This is a genomic window from Streptomyces sp. XD-27 (assembly GCF_030553055.1).
Lineage (GTDB): Bacteria > Actinomycetota > Actinomycetes > Streptomycetales > Streptomycetaceae > Streptomyces.
Map to the genome: position 1 here is coordinate 5,888,392 of NZ_CP130713.1, position 13,645 is coordinate 5,902,036.

15 protein-coding genes are annotated in these 13,645 nt (G+C 71.6%); 14 read left to right on the forward strand and 1 reads right to left on the reverse strand.

The window, feature by feature from the left end; translation table 11 throughout:
- Positions 1 to 62 precede the first annotated feature (62 nt).
- The 8 genes from lepB (at position 63) to Q3Y56_RS25810 (ending at position 6,632) form a co-directional block, all read left to right on the forward strand.
- A complete protein-coding gene (gene lepB, locus Q3Y56_RS25775; RefSeq protein WP_304464199.1) occupies positions 63 to 812 on the forward strand; it encodes a signal peptidase I in 750 nt (249 codons plus the stop codon).
- Positions 805 to 1,308, forward strand: a complete 504-nt coding sequence (locus tag Q3Y56_RS25780; RefSeq protein WP_304464200.1) for an NUDIX hydrolase — start codon at positions 805 to 807, stop codon at positions 1,306 to 1,308. Before lepB ends, Q3Y56_RS25780 begins: the two co-directional genes overlap by 8 nt.
- 39 nt (positions 1,309 to 1,347) lie before the next feature.
- Positions 1,348 to 1,656 (forward strand): DUF2469 domain-containing protein, encoded by a 309-nt coding sequence (locus tag Q3Y56_RS25785; protein WP_009714730.1) that lies wholly within the window; start codon positions 1,348 to 1,350, stop codon positions 1,654 to 1,656.
- 92 nt (positions 1,657 to 1,748) lie between these two features.
- Positions 1,749 to 2,150, forward strand: coding sequence for a YraN family protein (locus Q3Y56_RS25790; protein ID WP_304464201.1), 402 nt, complete (start codon positions 1,749 to 1,751; stop codon positions 2,148 to 2,150).
- Positions 2,150 to 3,772 (forward strand): YifB family Mg chelatase-like AAA ATPase, encoded by a 1,623-nt coding sequence (locus tag Q3Y56_RS25795; protein ID WP_304464202.1) that lies wholly within the window; start codon positions 2,150 to 2,152, stop codon positions 3,770 to 3,772. Before Q3Y56_RS25790 ends, Q3Y56_RS25795 begins: the two co-directional genes overlap by 1 nt.
- 83 nt (positions 3,773 to 3,855) lie before the next feature.
- Positions 3,856 to 4,983: a DNA-processing protein DprA gene (gene dprA, locus Q3Y56_RS25800; protein ID WP_304465801.1), complete on the forward strand. Its 1,128-nt coding sequence runs from the start codon at positions 3,856 to 3,858 to the stop codon at positions 4,981 to 4,983.
- Between the two features lie 174 nt (positions 4,984 to 5,157).
- The gene (gene whiG / locus Q3Y56_RS25805; RefSeq protein WP_304464203.1) at positions 5,158 to 6,000 is read left to right on the forward strand and encodes an RNA polymerase sigma factor WhiG; all 843 of its coding nucleotides are present in this window, start codon (positions 5,158 to 5,160) and stop codon (positions 5,998 to 6,000) included.
- Positions 6,001 to 6,092: 92 nt separating this feature from the next.
- Positions 6,093 to 6,632 carry a TetR/AcrR family transcriptional regulator gene (locus Q3Y56_RS25810; RefSeq protein WP_304465802.1) on the forward strand — a complete coding sequence of 180 codons (540 nt, stop codon included), beginning with the start codon at positions 6,093 to 6,095 and terminating at the stop codon, positions 6,630 to 6,632.
- Here Q3Y56_RS25810 and Q3Y56_RS25815 read toward each other — a convergent pair.
- Positions 6,586 to 7,344: a murein hydrolase activator EnvC gene (locus tag Q3Y56_RS25815; RefSeq protein ID WP_304465803.1), complete on the reverse strand. Its 759-nt coding sequence runs from the start codon at positions 7,342 to 7,344 to the stop codon at positions 6,586 to 6,588. The two genes, Q3Y56_RS25810 and Q3Y56_RS25815, sit on opposite strands and share 47 nt — an antisense overlap.
- Positions 7,345 to 7,805: 461 nt before the next feature.
- On the opposite strand from Q3Y56_RS25815, the gene rpsB reads away from it, so the two are divergent.
- The 6 genes from rpsB to rlmN all read left to right on the forward strand — a co-directional run bounded on the left by rpsB (position 7,806) and on the right by rlmN (position 13,600).
- Positions 7,806 to 8,693, forward strand: a complete 888-nt coding sequence (rpsB, locus tag Q3Y56_RS25820; RefSeq protein ID WP_304464204.1) for a 30S ribosomal protein S2 — start codon at positions 7,806 to 7,808, stop codon at positions 8,691 to 8,693.
- A gap of 111 nt (positions 8,694 to 8,804) precedes the next feature.
- The gene (tsf, locus tag Q3Y56_RS25825) at positions 8,805 to 9,641 is read left to right on the forward strand and encodes a translation elongation factor Ts (RefSeq protein WP_304464205.1); all 837 of its coding nucleotides are present in this window, start codon (positions 8,805 to 8,807) and stop codon (positions 9,639 to 9,641) included.
- A 158-nt stretch (positions 9,642 to 9,799) separates the two neighbouring features.
- On the forward strand, positions 9,800 to 10,582 hold the full coding sequence (pyrH, locus tag Q3Y56_RS25830) for a UMP kinase (protein WP_304464206.1): 783 nt from the start codon (positions 9,800 to 9,802) through the stop codon (positions 10,580 to 10,582).
- A gap of 123 nt (positions 10,583 to 10,705) precedes the next feature.
- Positions 10,706 to 11,263 (forward strand): ribosome recycling factor, encoded by a 558-nt coding sequence (frr, locus tag Q3Y56_RS25835; protein ID WP_304464207.1) that lies wholly within the window; start codon positions 10,706 to 10,708, stop codon positions 11,261 to 11,263.
- Positions 11,263 to 12,402, forward strand: a complete 1,140-nt coding sequence (locus Q3Y56_RS25840; protein ID WP_304464208.1) for a phosphatidate cytidylyltransferase — start codon at positions 11,263 to 11,265, stop codon at positions 12,400 to 12,402. Before frr ends, Q3Y56_RS25840 begins: the two co-directional genes overlap by 1 nt.
- A 91-nt stretch (positions 12,403 to 12,493) precedes the next feature.
- A complete protein-coding gene (gene rlmN / locus Q3Y56_RS25845; protein ID WP_304464209.1) occupies positions 12,494 to 13,600 on the forward strand; it encodes a 23S rRNA (adenine(2503)-C(2))-methyltransferase RlmN in 1,107 nt (368 codons plus the stop codon).
- Positions 13,601 to 13,645: the final 45 nt, after the last annotated feature.

Sequence of the window (13,645 nt, forward strand, 5' to 3'; positions counted from 1 at the left end):
GAACCGGATCTTCAACGCGGGGTCTGCCACCAGGACCCCCAGCACGGGGCGGGAGCACGGGGATGAGCGGAGCACAGCGAACGGGTGACGGCCGCGGCGGGCCGGGCAGAGTGTTGTCCGGCCTGGCCGTGGCCGTCGGCTGCGTGCTGTTCCTCGGCGGATTCATCTGGGGCGCCGTGCTCTACCAGCCATACACCGTCCCGACGGACTCCATGGCCCCGACCATCGCGCAGGGCTCCCGGGTCCTGGCCGAGCGCATCGACGGCGACGAGGTCCGCCGCGGCGACGTCGTGGTCTTCAAGGACAAGGCCTGGGGCGACCAGCCGATGGTCAAGCGCGTCGTCGGCGTCGGCGGCGACAGGGTGCAGTGCTGCGACACGCAGGGTCGGCTGATGGTCGACGGCCAACCGATCGAAGAACCGTATCTGCCCGACGGCCCGGCCTCGCCCACCGGCTTCAGCGCCACCGTGCCCAAGGGCAAGCTCTTCCTCCTCGGTGATCACCGCAACGACTCCCTGGACTCGCGCAAGCACCTGACCGACAGCACCCGCGGCGCCGTGGCGCGCGATGCCGTGAGCGCCCGGGTGGATGCCATCGCCTGGCCGATGGGCAGCCTCGGCATGCTGGAAAAGCCCACCGGCTTCACCGACCTGCCCGGCGGCATCTCCGAGCCCGGCCCGCTGCGCCCGCTCACGATCGCCGTCGTCGCCGGGGCGGTGCTGATCTTCTGTGGGGCGGCATACGGGCCGATCGCCCGCGTCGCGGCACGCCGCGGCACGTCCCGGCGGACCCCGGAGGCGGTCAGTGGCTGACAGCGGCGGGGAGCAGCTGCGGAAGGTGGCCCGCGTGGTCCTGCTGGACCCGCAGGACCGGATCCTCCTGCTGCACGGATACGAACCCGACGACCCGGCTTCGACCTGGTGGTTCACCCCGGGCGGCGGGCTGGAGGGCGACGAGACGCGGGAACAGGCGGCCCGTCGGGAGCTGGCCGAGGAGACCGGCATCACCGACGTCGACCTGGGGCCTGTCCTGTGGCGGCGGATCTGCTCCTTCCCGTTCGCCGGGCGCCGCTGGGACCAGGACGAGTGGTACTACTTGGGGCGTACGGCGCAGACGGCCGCCCGGCTGGGCGACGACATCACCGAACTGGAACAGCGCAGCGTGACCGGTCTGCGCTGGTGGACATGCGAGGAACTGGCCGCCACGCGTGAGACCGTGTACCCCACCAGGCTCGCCGCGCTGCTGCGGACGTTGCTCGACGACGGCCCCCCGGCCACGCCCGTGGTCCTGGAGACTGAGCGTGTCTGACGCACAATGGGGGGACGCACGGCTGAAGGGGAACATGCCATGAGCGCCGAGGACCTCGAAAAGTACGAGACCGAGATGGAGCTGAAGCTCTACCGGGAGTACCGCGATGTCGTCGGACTGTTCAAATACGTGATCGAGACGGAGCGGCGCTTCTACCTCACCAACGACTACGAGATGCAGGTGCACTCGGTTCAGGGGGAGGTGTTCTTCGAGGTCTCGATGGCTGATGCCTGGGTCTGGGACATGTACCGGCCGGCCCGCTTCGTCAAGCAGGTGCGTGTGCTCACGTTCAAGGACGTGAATATCGAGGAGCTGAACAAGAGCGACCTCGATCTTCCGGGTGGCTGAGTTATCCACAAGCCGCGGCTTGTCCACCGAAAACCAGCAAGATCCCATGGATCGGCGCCGGAACCGCAGAGTCGGTACCGGAGGTGGTGCCGATGCCACAGTCATCCGAGGGCCGACCCCTCGTACCCACGACGTCACGGGCCCGAAGCGCCCTCGGCCGCTACGGCGAGGACATGGCCGCGCGGCATCTGACCGGGGCCGGAATGGCCGTCCTGGCCCGGAACTGGCGATGTCGCGCGGGTGAGATCGACATCGTCGCCCGCGACGGCGACGCGCTGGTCATCTGCGAGGTCAAGACCCGCAGGGCCGGAGTGTTCGAACATCCCATGGCCGGTGTCACGCCGCGCAAGGCGGAGCGGCTGCGGCGACTCGCGGAGCGGTGGCTGGAGCACCACGGCGGGCCGCCGCCGGGCGGTGTGCGCATCGACGTGGTCGCCGTACTGCTGCCCGGCCGTGGCGCGCCCGTCATCGAGCACGTGCGGGGGGCCGCCTGATGGGCTTCGCCCGCACCTGCTCGGTGGCCCTCGTCGGCGTCGAGGGCGTGGTCGTGGAGGTCCAGGCCGACCTCGAACCGGGCGTCGCCGCGTTCACCCTGGTCGGCCTGCCCGACAAGAGCCTGATCGAAAGCCGCGACCGGGTCCGCGCGGCCGTGCTCAATTCGGGCGCCGAGTGGCCGCAGAAGAAACTCACCGTCGGCCTCAGCCCGGCCTCCGTTCCCAAAGGCGGCAGCGGCTTCGACCTGGCGGTGGCCTGCGCGGTGCTGGGCGCGGCCGAGCGCCTCGACCCGCGCGAGCTGGCCGATCTGATGATGATCGGGGAGCTGGGCCTCGACGGCCGGGTCCGGCCCGTGCGCGGCGTGCTGCCCGCGGTGCTGGCCGCCGCCGACGCCGGATACCGGCAGGTCGTCGTACCCGAGCAGACCGCCGCCGAAGCGGCCCTCGTGCCGGGCGTCTCCGTGCTCGGGGTACGGAGCCTGCGGCAGCTGATCGCGGTCCTCACGGACGAACCGGTGCCCGAGGAGGAGCAGCCACCGGACCGCGGGCGGCCCGACGCCATGCTGGCCGGACTCATGGTCCCCGGAGCCGGCGCGGGCACCGGCGTCCTCGCCGGGTCGCCCGTCGCGCCCCGCCAGCCGGACATGGCCGAGGTCGCCGGGCAGCACGCCGCCCGCCAAGCCCTGGAAGTCGCCGCGGCCGGAGGACACCACCTGCTGTTCATGGGGCCACCGGGTGCGGGGAAGACGATGCTGGCCGAACGCCTGCCCGGCCTCCTGCCTCCCCTCACCCAGAAGGAAGCCCTGGAGGTCACCGCCGTCCACTCCGTCGCCGGGGTGCTCCCACCCGGCAAGCCGCTCGTCGACGCCCCGCCCTACTGCGCACCCCACCACTCCGCGACGATGGCCGCCCTCGTCGGCGGCGGCAACGGGCTCCCCCGACCCGGAGCGGTCTCCCTGGCGCACCGGGGGGTGCTGTTCCTGGACGAAGCGCCCGAGTTCAGCGGCAAGGCCCTGGACGCCCTGCGGCAGCCGCTGGAGTCAGGCCATGTCGTCGTCGCACGCTCCGCCGGAATGATGCGCATGCCCGCCCGGTTCCTGCTTCTCCTCGCCGCCAATCCATGCCCGTGCGGCCGCCACACGCAGCGGGGCGACGGCTGCGACTGCACCCCCATGGCGATCCGCCGGTACCAGGGCCGGCTCTCCGGCCCCCTGCTGGACCGGGTCGACCTGCGCGTCCACGTCTCACCCGTCTCCCGCGCCGAGCTGGCCGCACCACCCGGCGGCGCGGAGAGCACCGCATCGGTCGCCGCGCGCGTGCTGGAGGCCCGCGCCCGGGCCCTCGCCCGCTACGCGGAGACGCCCTGGACCGCCAACAGCGACGTACCCGGTCACGAGCTGCGCACCCGCTGGTACCCGGCGCCGGGCGCGCTGCGAGAGGCCGAGACGGACCTGGAGCACGGCCTGCTCACCGCACGCGGGCTGGACCGGGTGCTGCGCGTCGCCTGGACCGTCGCCGACCTCGCCGGACATGACAGACCCACAACCGAGGACGTGGCCCAGGCCCTGCACCTGCGCACAGGGATCGGGCGCAGCGTGCCGGTCGGGGCGGGGGAGCGGTGACGGCGCCACGGCAGGGCCGTGGCCGGGAGCCGGACCGGAGCGCGGGCCGCACCGCGGGCAGCGGCGTCGGCGACGAGGAGCGGCTGGCGCGGGCGGCGCTCACCCGGCTCGTGGAACCCGGGGACCCGGCCGTGGGGCGCTGGCTGCGCGGGCTCGGGGCCGTGGAACTGCTCCGGGCGCTCACCGGCCAGGCGGCGCCCCCACCTGGCGTGAGCCCGCGGCGCCTGGCCGGCTGCGCACTGCGGGCCGCCGAGCTCGATCCGGCGGCCGACCTCGCGACCGTCGCCCGGCTCGGCGGCACGTTCATCTGCCCCGGCGACGTGGAGTGGCCCACCCAGCTGGACGATCTGGGGGACGCCCGCCCGGTGGGGCTGTGGGCCCGGGGCACGGCCTCGCTGCGGCTGTGGGCCCTGCGCTCCGTCGCCGTCGTAGGAGCCCGCGCCTGCTCGGACTACGGCGCGTACGTCGCCTCCACGCTCGGATCCGGGCTCGCCGAGCGCGGGTGGGTGGTGGTCTCCGGCGCGGCCCACGGAGTGGACGCCGCCGCGCACCGCGGGACGCTCGCCGCGGGCGGCGCGACCATCGCGGTAATGGCCTCCGGCGTCAACGTGCCCTACCCGCGCGGCCACACCGAACTCATCGAGCACATCACGGAACACGGGCTGGTGATCGCCGAGTTACCGCCCGGCGGACACCCCACACGCAGCCGCTTCGTGTTGCGCAACCGCGTCATCGCCGCCCTCACCCGCGGCACCGTGGTCGTCGAAGCCCAGTACCGCAGCGGATCCCTGGTCACCGCCCGCCGCGCGCTCGACCTCGGCCGCGCCACCATAGGCGTGCCCGGTCCGGTCACCAGCGGCCTGTCCGCGGGAGTGAACGAACTCCTGCGGGGCGAAGCCCATGTGGTGACCGACGCGGCCGATGTGGTCGAGCTGATCGGGGACATCGGCGACCTCGCGCCGGTGCGCCGCGGACCTCTTGTCGCACGCGACACGCTGCACACCGTGACGGCACGCGTCCTGGACGCGTTGTCGGCACAGGGCGGCAGCGAAACACTCGAAGTGGCCCGGGACTCCGGGACCGGCCGCGACGAGGCGCTGCACCGGCTCCAGGAGCTGCTCGCCCTTGGTTTCGTCGAACGGTCTGGCGACCGCTGGACGTTGGTACGGCCGGGCGGCGGCAAGGGCGCCGCCCGGCGAGGCGGTCCTTAGATTTGGGGCAATCGGGTGAAAGGGTTGAGGCGATGACCGTATCCGCGCACCACCGAACCGCCATCCGCCGCTTACCGCGGCGACCGCGTGACGCTTCACGCACGGAGCTTCCGGCGGGAGCGCACCCCCACCTCCACCGCCCCTCTCTCACGGCAGAACGGCTCAAGGCGACGAATGCCCCAGCACATCTCCGGGTCTGACCGCACGGCGGCGCCGACCGCCGGTTCCGGCGGCGCCGTGCCGCGCCCTGCCGCCCCCTCCTCGCTCGACGAGCTGTGGCGCTCGTACAAGGCGACGGGCGACGAACGGCTGCGGGAGCAGCTGATCCTGCACTACTCGCCGCTGGTCAAATACGTCGCGGGCCGGGTCAGCGTCGGGCTGCCGTCCAATGTCGAGCAGGCGGACTTCGTCTCCTCCGGAGTCTTCGGACTCATCGACGCCATCGAGAAGTTCGAGCCCGAGCGGGCCATCAAGTTCGAGACGTACGCGATCACCCGCATCCGGGGCGCCATGATCGACGAACTGCGGGCGCTGGACTGGATCCCGCGCTCGGTGCGGCAGAAGGCCCGCGAGGTGGAGCGCGCCTACGCGACGCTGGAGGCGGCCCTGCGCCGCACTCCCACGGAAGCCGAGGTCGCCGCGGAGATGAACATCGGCCTCGACGAACTGCACGGCGTCTTCAGCCAGTTGTCGCTGGCCAACGTGGTGGCGCTGGAGGAACTGCTCCACGTGGGCGGCGAGGGCGGTGACCGGCTCAGCCTCATGGACACCCTGGAGGACACCGCCGCCGACAACCCCGTCGAGGTGGCCGAGGACCGGGAGCTGCGCCGGCTGCTCGCCCGCGCGATCAACACCCTCCCGGAGCGGGAGAAGACCGTCGTGACCCTCTACTACTACGAGGGGCTCACCCTGGCCGAGATCGGCCAGGTCCTCGGCGTCACCGAGAGCCGGGTCAGCCAGATCCACACCAAGTCGGTGCTCCAGCTGCGCGCGAAACTGGCCGACGTCGGACGCTGAATCGTCCCTCTGGATCGCCCTTCGCGGGACGCCTTTCGTACAGTGGTCACGTGCCCAGGATTCGAGCGGCCTCAGTGGCCGAGCACCGGACGATGCAGCGCGGCGCCCTGCTGGACGCGGCCCGATCCCTGCTGTCCGAGGGCGGTACGGAGGCCCTGACCTTCCCCGCTCTCGCCGAGCGCACCGGCCTCGCGCGGTCCTCCGTCTACGAGTACTTCCGCTCCCGGGCGGCCGTCGTCGAGGAACTGTGCGCCGTCGACTTCCCCGTCTGGGCCGCCGAGGTCGAGGCCGCGATGGAACGCGCCGACACGCCCGAGGCGAAGATCGAGGCGTATGTGCGACAGCAGCTCGCGCTCGTCGGCGACCGGCGCCACCGGGCCGTCGTGGCGATCTCGGCCGGGGAGCTGGACGCCGGAGCCCGCGAGAAGATCCGCGCCGCGCACGGCGGACTGATCGCCATGGTCGTCGAAGCGCTCAGCGGCCTCGGGCACGAGCAGCCGCGCCTGGCCGCCATGCTGCTGCAGGGCGTCGTGGACGCCGCCGTCCGCCGTATCGAGCTGGGCGCGGCGGAAAACCCGGAACACATCACCGAGGCGGCCGTCGCCATGGCCCTGCGCGGCGTGCGCGGCTGAGCCTCCGCGCCCGCCCGACCCTCCGGCCACCCCGCTCCCGAGGCTCCCGGGGCCCGGCGGACAGCCGCAGCCGGGCCCATGAGGAGGCGGCCGTGAGCGTGGCGACCGGGACGAGGCCCAGCCACCCGGCCGGCCGTGCGCCGGACACGTCCCGCACCGGCAGGGGAGGCGCCGCCGCGGACTGCTCCGGCCGCTCCGGTACGCCGAAGACCGGGAGCAGCCGAGAGGGGCCGCGGCGCAGCATCGACGGCGGCAGCAGCGACAGCGGATCGAGGTAGCGGTCGCCGCGCCTGAGCCCCCAGTGGAGGCAGCCAGCGGAGCAGTGGAACGGCCCGCTGCCCAGCACGCCCACCGGTTGGCCCGCGGCCACCCGGTCTCCCTTGCGGACCATGGGACGTACGGGTTCGTAGGTGATCCGCAGGTCCGGCCGCCCGCTCGGGGGCGCCTCCCGGCCGTCGGACCGGGGAGGGCCGAGCAGGATGGAGACCACTCCGCGGCCCGCCACCTGACCGGCGAAGGCGACGGTTCCGGGGGCCGCGGCCCGGACGGTCTCGCCCGGGGCGGCCGCCAGATCCACGCCCCGGTGGCCGGGGCCGTAGTCCGAGGCCGGAGGCGCCCAGCCCCGCAACACCGCGGGGCGCGTGCCGCCGACGGGCCAGGCGCGGTCGGGCGCGCTCCGGTCGTCCGCGGCGGCCGGCGCGGCCCCGCCCAGAAGGACGAGGGACAGGACCGCCAGTACCGCCGGGACGAGACCGCGCGGCAGGCCCCCGGCCCCGCCGCAGCCCCGAGCCGGGAGGCGGCGGTACCACCAGAGGACACGGAGACGGCGCGGGACGGCGGGCGCGAGTGCGCTGTGTGATCGCATGCGGGCACCGTCCCGCGTATCGGCCGGACGCGGGGATCTTGCCCTGGTTCTGTGGACAACGCCCCGGTTGTGGATATCGCCGTCACCCGGCACCGCACCGGTCCCGTACACTTCTTATGGCGATCCGGGTCACCGGGTCGACTTCGCACGCCCCGCCACCGGTGCTTCCGCCTTCTCGGGCAGCCCGGCGGCCGCGTCCCTCGGTCCTCGGAAGGTCCCGCCAGACTTCTCCGTGGCAGGCGCGCCGGGGCGTCAGGCGCGGAGGCCGCCCGGTCACCGCGAAACCGAGTACCTCAAGGAGTACGGCCATGGCCGTCGTCACGATGCGGGAGCTGCTGGAGAGCGGCGTCCACTTCGGGCACCAGACCCGCCGCTGGAACCCGAAGATGAAGCGCTTCATCTTCACCGAGCGCAACGGCATCTACATCATCGACCTGCTCCAGTCGCTGTCGTACATCGACCGCGCCTACGAGTTCGTCAAGGAGACCGTCGCGCACGGCGGCTCCATCATGTTCGTCGGCACCAAGAAGCAGGCGCAGGAGGCGATCGCCGAGCAGGCGACCCGCGTCGGCATGCCCTACGTCAACCAGCGCTGGCTGGGCGGCATGCTCACCAACTTCTCGACCGTCTACAAGCGCCTGCAGCGCCTGAAGGAGCTCGAGCAGATCGACTTCGAGGATGTGGCCGCCTCCGGCCTCACCAAGAAGGAGCTCCTGGTCCTCTCCCGCGAGAAGGCCAAGCTGGAGAAGACCCTCGGCGGCATCCGCGAGATGCAGAAGGTGCCGAGCGCCGTCTGGATCGTCGACACCAAGAAGGAGCACATCGCCGTCGGTGAGGCGCGCAAGCTCCGCATCCCGGTCGTCGCGATCCTCGACACCAACTGCGACCCGGACGAGGTCGACTACAAGATCCCGGGCAACGACGACGCGATCCGCTCCGTCACCCTGCTCACCCGTGTGATCGCCGACGCCGTCGCCGAGGGCCTCATCGCCCGCTCCGGCGCTGCCGAGGGCAAGGGTGAGAAGGCCGCCGGCGAGCCGCTGGCCGAGTGGGAGCGCGACCTGCTCGAGGGCGACAAGAAGGCCGACGAGGCCGAGAAGCCGGCCGAGGCCGCCGCTGAGGCCCCGGCCACCGAGGCTCCGGCCACCGAGGCTCCGGCTGCCGAGGCTCCGGCCGCCGACGCCGAGCAGGGCTGACGCCCCAGCCTCACGGTTGTCGACGGCGGGGGCCCGCGCCCCCGCCGTCCACCCGTAGAGCACCGACTTCCGATCGAGACTTCGAGACTTTCGAGAAGAGAAACACAGACCATGGCGAACTTCACCGCCGCTGACGTCAAGAAGCTCCGTGAGCTCACCGGCGCCGGCATGATGGACTGCAAGAAGGCGCTGGACGAGGCCGAGGGCAACGTCGACAAGGCCGTCGAGCTCCTCCGCATCAAGGGCCAGAAGGGTGTGGCCAAGCGCGAGAGCCGCACCGCCGAGAACGGTGCCGTCGTCTCCCTGATCGCCGACGACAACACCGCCGGCGTCCTGCTGGAGCTCAAGTGCGAGACCGACTTCGTCGCCAAGGGTGACAAGTTCGTCGCCGTCGCCGAGGCCCTCGCCGCGCACGTCGCCAAGACCACCCCGGCCGACCTGGAGGCCCTGCTCGCCTCCGAGATCGAGGCCGGCAAGACCGTCCAGGCGTATGTCGACGAGGCCAACGCCACGCTGGGCGAGAAGATCGTCCTGGACCGCTTCGCGCAGTTCACCGACGGCTACGTCTTCGCGTACATGCACCGCACCAGCCCGGACCTGCCGCCGCAGGTCGGCGTCCTGGTCGAGCTGGACAAGGAGAGCGCCGAGGTCGCCAAGGACGTCGCGCAGCACATCGCCGCCTTCGCGCCGAAGTTCCTCTCCCGTGAGGAAATCCCGGCCGAGGTCGTCGAGAACGAGCGCCGCGTCGCCGAGGCCACCGCGAAGGAGGAGGGCAAGCCCGACGCCGCCCTTCCGAAGATCGTCGAGGGTCGCGTCAACGGCTTCTTCAAGGAGAACACGCTGCTCGCGCAGCCGTTCGCCAAGGACAACAAGAAGACCGTCGAGAAGGTCCTGGCCGAGGCCGGTGTCACGCTGAAGCGCTTCGCGCGCATCCGCGTCGGCGCCTGAGCCTGCCGCAGGGCAGCGAATGACGTGCGGCCCCGCTAGGGTCGTACGCAGCCAGCCGTCAACCGGTCGGCCGCAGATGTGACGAGGAGGCCATTGCCGCAGAGGTCGAAGACCCATCCGGCAGTGGCCTTCTTCGTATGTGCACGAGGAGATCTCCAATGAATCAGGGCGATGACGCCACACCGGCCGCCGGCGACAAGCACGCTCTCGGCGGCAGCAAACCGCGCCGGTTCCTGCTGAAGCTGTCCGGCGAGGCATTCGCCGGCGGCGGGGCGCTCGGCGTCGACCCCGACGTCGTGCACACCATGGCCCGGGAGATCGCCGCGGTCGTCCGGGACGGCGCCCAGATCGCCGTCGTCATCGGCGGTGGCAACTTCTTCCGCGGCGCCGAGCTGCAGCAGCGGGGCATGGACCGGGCCCGCTCGGACTACATGGGCATGCTCGGAACCGTCATGAACTGCCTCGCCCTCCAGGACTTCCTGGAGAAGGAAGGCATCGACTCCCGCGTCCAGACGGCCATCACCATGGGGCAGGTCGCGGAGCCGTACATCCCGCTGCGCGCCGTACGGCACCTGGAGAAGGGACGCGTCGTGATCTTCGGCGCGGGCATGGGCATGCCGTACTTCTCCACCGACACCACCGCCGCCCAGCGCGCCCTGGAGATCCACGCCGAGGCACTTCTCATGGGGAAGAACGGCGTGGACGGGGTCTACGACTCCGACCCCAAGGCCAACCCCGACGCGGTGAAGTTCGACGCCCTGGAGTACAGCGAGGTGATCGCCCGCGACCTCAAGGTCGCCGACGCCACCGCCATCACCCTCTGCCGGGACAACAAGCTGCCGATCCTCGTCTTCGAGCTCCTCGCCGAGGGCAATATCGCGCGCGCGGTGAAGGGTGAGAAGATCGGCACGCTCGTGAGCGCCGAGGGCACCCGGGCCTGACAGCCTGACGACGGTTGCACAGCCCGTTACGGGGATGGACAACGGCCTGCCGGTCGGACACCGTGCAGGAGAAGACGCACGCAGGGGCGAGGCTCTGCTTACTGATAACACCAGGAGCAAGTGGTGATCGAAGAGATCCTCCTCGAGGCCGAGGAGAAGATGGAGAAGGCCGTTGTGGTCGCCAAGGAGGACTTCGCCGCGATCCGCACCGGGCGTGCGCACCCGGCGATGTTCAACAAGATCGTGGCGGACTACTACGGTGCGATGACGCCGATCAACCAGCTGGCGTCCTTCTCGGTGCCGGAACCACGCATGGCCGTGGTGACCCCGTTCGACAAGAGCGCGCTGCGCAACATCGAGCAGGCGATCCGTGACTCGGACCTGGGCGTCAACCCGAGCAACGACGGCAGCATCATCCGCGTGACGTTCCCGGAGCTCACCGAGCAGCGCCGCAAGGAGTTCATCAAGGTCGCCAAGGGCAAGGGCGAGGACGCGAAGATCTCGATCCGCAGCGTCCGCCGCAAGGCCAAGGAGTCCCTCGACAAGCTTGTCAAGGACAAGGAGACCGGCGAGGACGAGGTGCGCCGCGCCGAGAAGGAGCTCGACGACACCACCGCGAAGTACGTGGCCCAGGTCGACGAGCTGCTCAAGCACAAGGAAGCCGAGCTGCTTGAGGTCTGATGAACGACTCTGCCTGGGGGGCCCCGCCACGCGCCGGATACTGGGGCCCGACCGACCAAGGACTGGCCATGTCGGCGGGTCCCGCGCACAAGGTGGGCGAAGCGGCGCAAACTCGGCCCATGCCCACCGTGCCCGACGCAGGCGGAAACCAGGACGACCGTGACCGGGGGGCCGCTCGGCCGAGCGGCCCCCTGTTCCGTGACGAGCCGGAACCGGCGGGCCGGACGCACGAGCCAGCCCGACCACCCGTTCCTCCTGCTCACCGCGACAGTCCCACCCCGGCCCACGACCCGGCCCCCGAGACCGCGCCCGCGCCCGCCAAGAAGAGCGCGGGCCGCGATCTGCGGGCCGCGATAGGGGTCGGCGTCGGCCTGGGCGCGGTCATCGTCGCGTCGCTGTTCATCTACAAGCCCGTCTTCCTCGGCGTGATAGCGCTCGCCGTGGTGGTCGGCCTGTGGGAGCTCACCTCACGGCTCGCCGAACGCAAGGAGATCCGCGCCCCGCTGATCCCGCTGGCCGTCGGCGGCGTCGCCATGGTCATCGCCGGATACGCGCGCGGTGCCGAGGGCGCGTGGGTCGCCGTGGCGCTCACCGCGCTCGCGGTGCTCGTCTGGCGGATGACCGAACCGCCGGAGAACTACCTTCGCGATGTGACCGCCGGCGTCTTCACGGCGTTCTACGTCCCGTTCCTCGCCACCTTCGTGGCCCTCATGCTGGCCGCCGACGACGGGCCGAAGCGGGTGGTCACCTTCCTGCTGCTGACCGTGGTCAGCGACACCGGCGCGTATGCCGTCGGCTGGCGCTTCGGCAAGCACAAGCTCGCGCCGCGCATCAGCCCCGGCAAGACGCGGGAGGGGCTGCTGGGCGCGATGGCCTTCGCCATGGCCGCGGGCGCGCTGTGCATGCAGTACCTGATCGACGACGGCGTCTGGTGGCAGGGCCTGCTGCTCGGGCTCGCCGTCGCGATCAGCGCGACCCTCGGCGACCTCGGCGAGTCCATGATCAAGCGGGACCTCGGGATCAAGGACATGGGCAAGTTGCTCCCCGGTCACGGCGGCATCATGGACCGGCTGGACTCGCTGCTGCCGACGGCGCCGGTGGTGTGGCTGCTGCTCGTGATCTTCGTCGGGCAGGGATGAACCGCCGCTGAACTGCACGAACGTGCCGGAGGGCCCCGTTATCCACAGGATGGCGGGGCCCTCCGCTCACGTCTGCGACACTGGTACGACCATGCCGAAGCCCGGAGAACTCACTTTCGTCGCCCCGCGCGGAGCCAAGAAGCCGCCGCGGCATCTCGCCGACCTCTCGCCCGCCGAGCGCCGCGAGGCCGTCGCCGCCATCGGTGAGAAGCCGTTCCGCGCCAAGCAGCTGTCGCAGCACTACTTCGCCCGGTACGCCCACGACCCGGCGCAGTGGACCGACATCCCGGCGGCGGCCCGCGAGAAGCTGGCCAGTGAGCTGCTGCCCGACCTCATGAGCGTCGTACGGCACATCTCCTGCGATGACGACACCACGCGCAAGACCCTGTGGCGGCTCTTCGACGGCACGCTCGTCGAATCGGTCCTGATGCGCTACCCGGACCGGGTCACCATGTGCATCAGTTCGCAGGCCGGGTGCGGCATGAACTGCCCGTTCTGCGCCACCGGCCAGGCGGGACTCGACCGGAACCTGTCCACCGCCGAGATCGTGCACCAGATCGTCGACGGGATGCGGGCCCTGCGCGACGGGGAGATCCCCGGTGGACCGGCGCGGCTGTCGAACATCGTCTTCATGGGGATGGGCGAGCCGCTGGCCAACTACAACCGCGTCGTCGGCGCCATCCGGCGGCTCACCGACCCCGAGCCGGACGGGCTGGGGCTGTCGCAGCGCGGCATCACCGTCTCCACGGTCGGCCTGGTGCCGGCGATGCTGCGGTTCGCGGACGAAGGCTTCAAGTGCCGCCTCGCCGTCTCGCTGCACGCGCCCGACGACGAGCTGCGCGACACCCTCGTCCCGGTGAACACCCGCTGGAAGGTCCGCGAGGTCCTCGACGCCGCCTGGGAGTACGCCGAGAAGTCCGGCCGCCGGATCTCCATCGAGTACGCGCTGATCAAGGACATCAACGACCAGGCGTGGCGGGCCGACCTGCTGGGACGGCTGCTCAAGGGCCACCGGGTGCATGTGAACCTCATCCCGCTGAACCCGACGCCCGGGTCGAAGTGGACCGCCTCCCGCCCCGAGGACGAGAAGGCGTTCGTGGCCGCGCTTGAGGCCCACGGCGTGCCCGTGACCGTGCGGGACACCCGGGGCCAGGAGATCGACGGCGCCTGCGGGCAGCTCGCGGCCGCCGAGCGCTGAGCCGAGGCCGGAACGGCCCTGCTGAGCACGGCACGGTGGCTGGTA

Excerpts from the sequence above, each read along its gene's own strand:
- rlmN (WP_304464209.1), top strand. The coding sequence starts at position 12,494 with ATGCCGAAGCCCGGAGAACTCACTTTCGTCGCCCCGCGCGGAGCCAAG.
- whiG (WP_304464203.1), top strand. The coding sequence starts at position 5,158 with ATGCCCCAGCACATCTCCGGGTCTGACCGCACGGCGGCGCCGACCGCC.
- lepB (WP_304464199.1), top strand. The coding sequence starts at position 63 with ATGAGCGGAGCACAGCGAACGGGTGACGGCCGCGGCGGGCCGGGCAGA.
- pyrH (WP_304464206.1), top strand. The coding sequence starts at position 9,800 with ATGAATCAGGGCGATGACGCCACACCGGCCGCCGGCGACAAGCACGCT.
- Q3Y56_RS25790 (WP_304464201.1), top strand. The coding sequence starts at position 1,749 with ATGCCACAGTCATCCGAGGGCCGACCCCTCGTACCCACGACGTCACGG.
- rpsB (WP_304464204.1), top strand. The coding sequence starts at position 7,806 with ATGGCCGTCGTCACGATGCGGGAGCTGCTGGAGAGCGGCGTCCACTTC.
- Q3Y56_RS25810 (WP_304465802.1), top strand. The coding sequence starts at position 6,093 with ATGCAGCGCGGCGCCCTGCTGGACGCGGCCCGATCCCTGCTGTCCGAG.
- Q3Y56_RS25840 (WP_304464208.1), top strand. The coding sequence starts at position 11,263 with ATGAACGACTCTGCCTGGGGGGCCCCGCCACGCGCCGGATACTGGGGC.
- Q3Y56_RS25795 (WP_304464202.1), top strand. The coding sequence starts at position 2,150 with ATGGGCTTCGCCCGCACCTGCTCGGTGGCCCTCGTCGGCGTCGAGGGC.
- tsf (WP_304464205.1), top strand. The coding sequence starts at position 8,805 with ATGGCGAACTTCACCGCCGCTGACGTCAAGAAGCTCCGTGAGCTCACC.
- Q3Y56_RS25785 (WP_009714730.1), top strand. The coding sequence starts at position 1,348 with ATGAGCGCCGAGGACCTCGAAAAGTACGAGACCGAGATGGAGCTGAAG.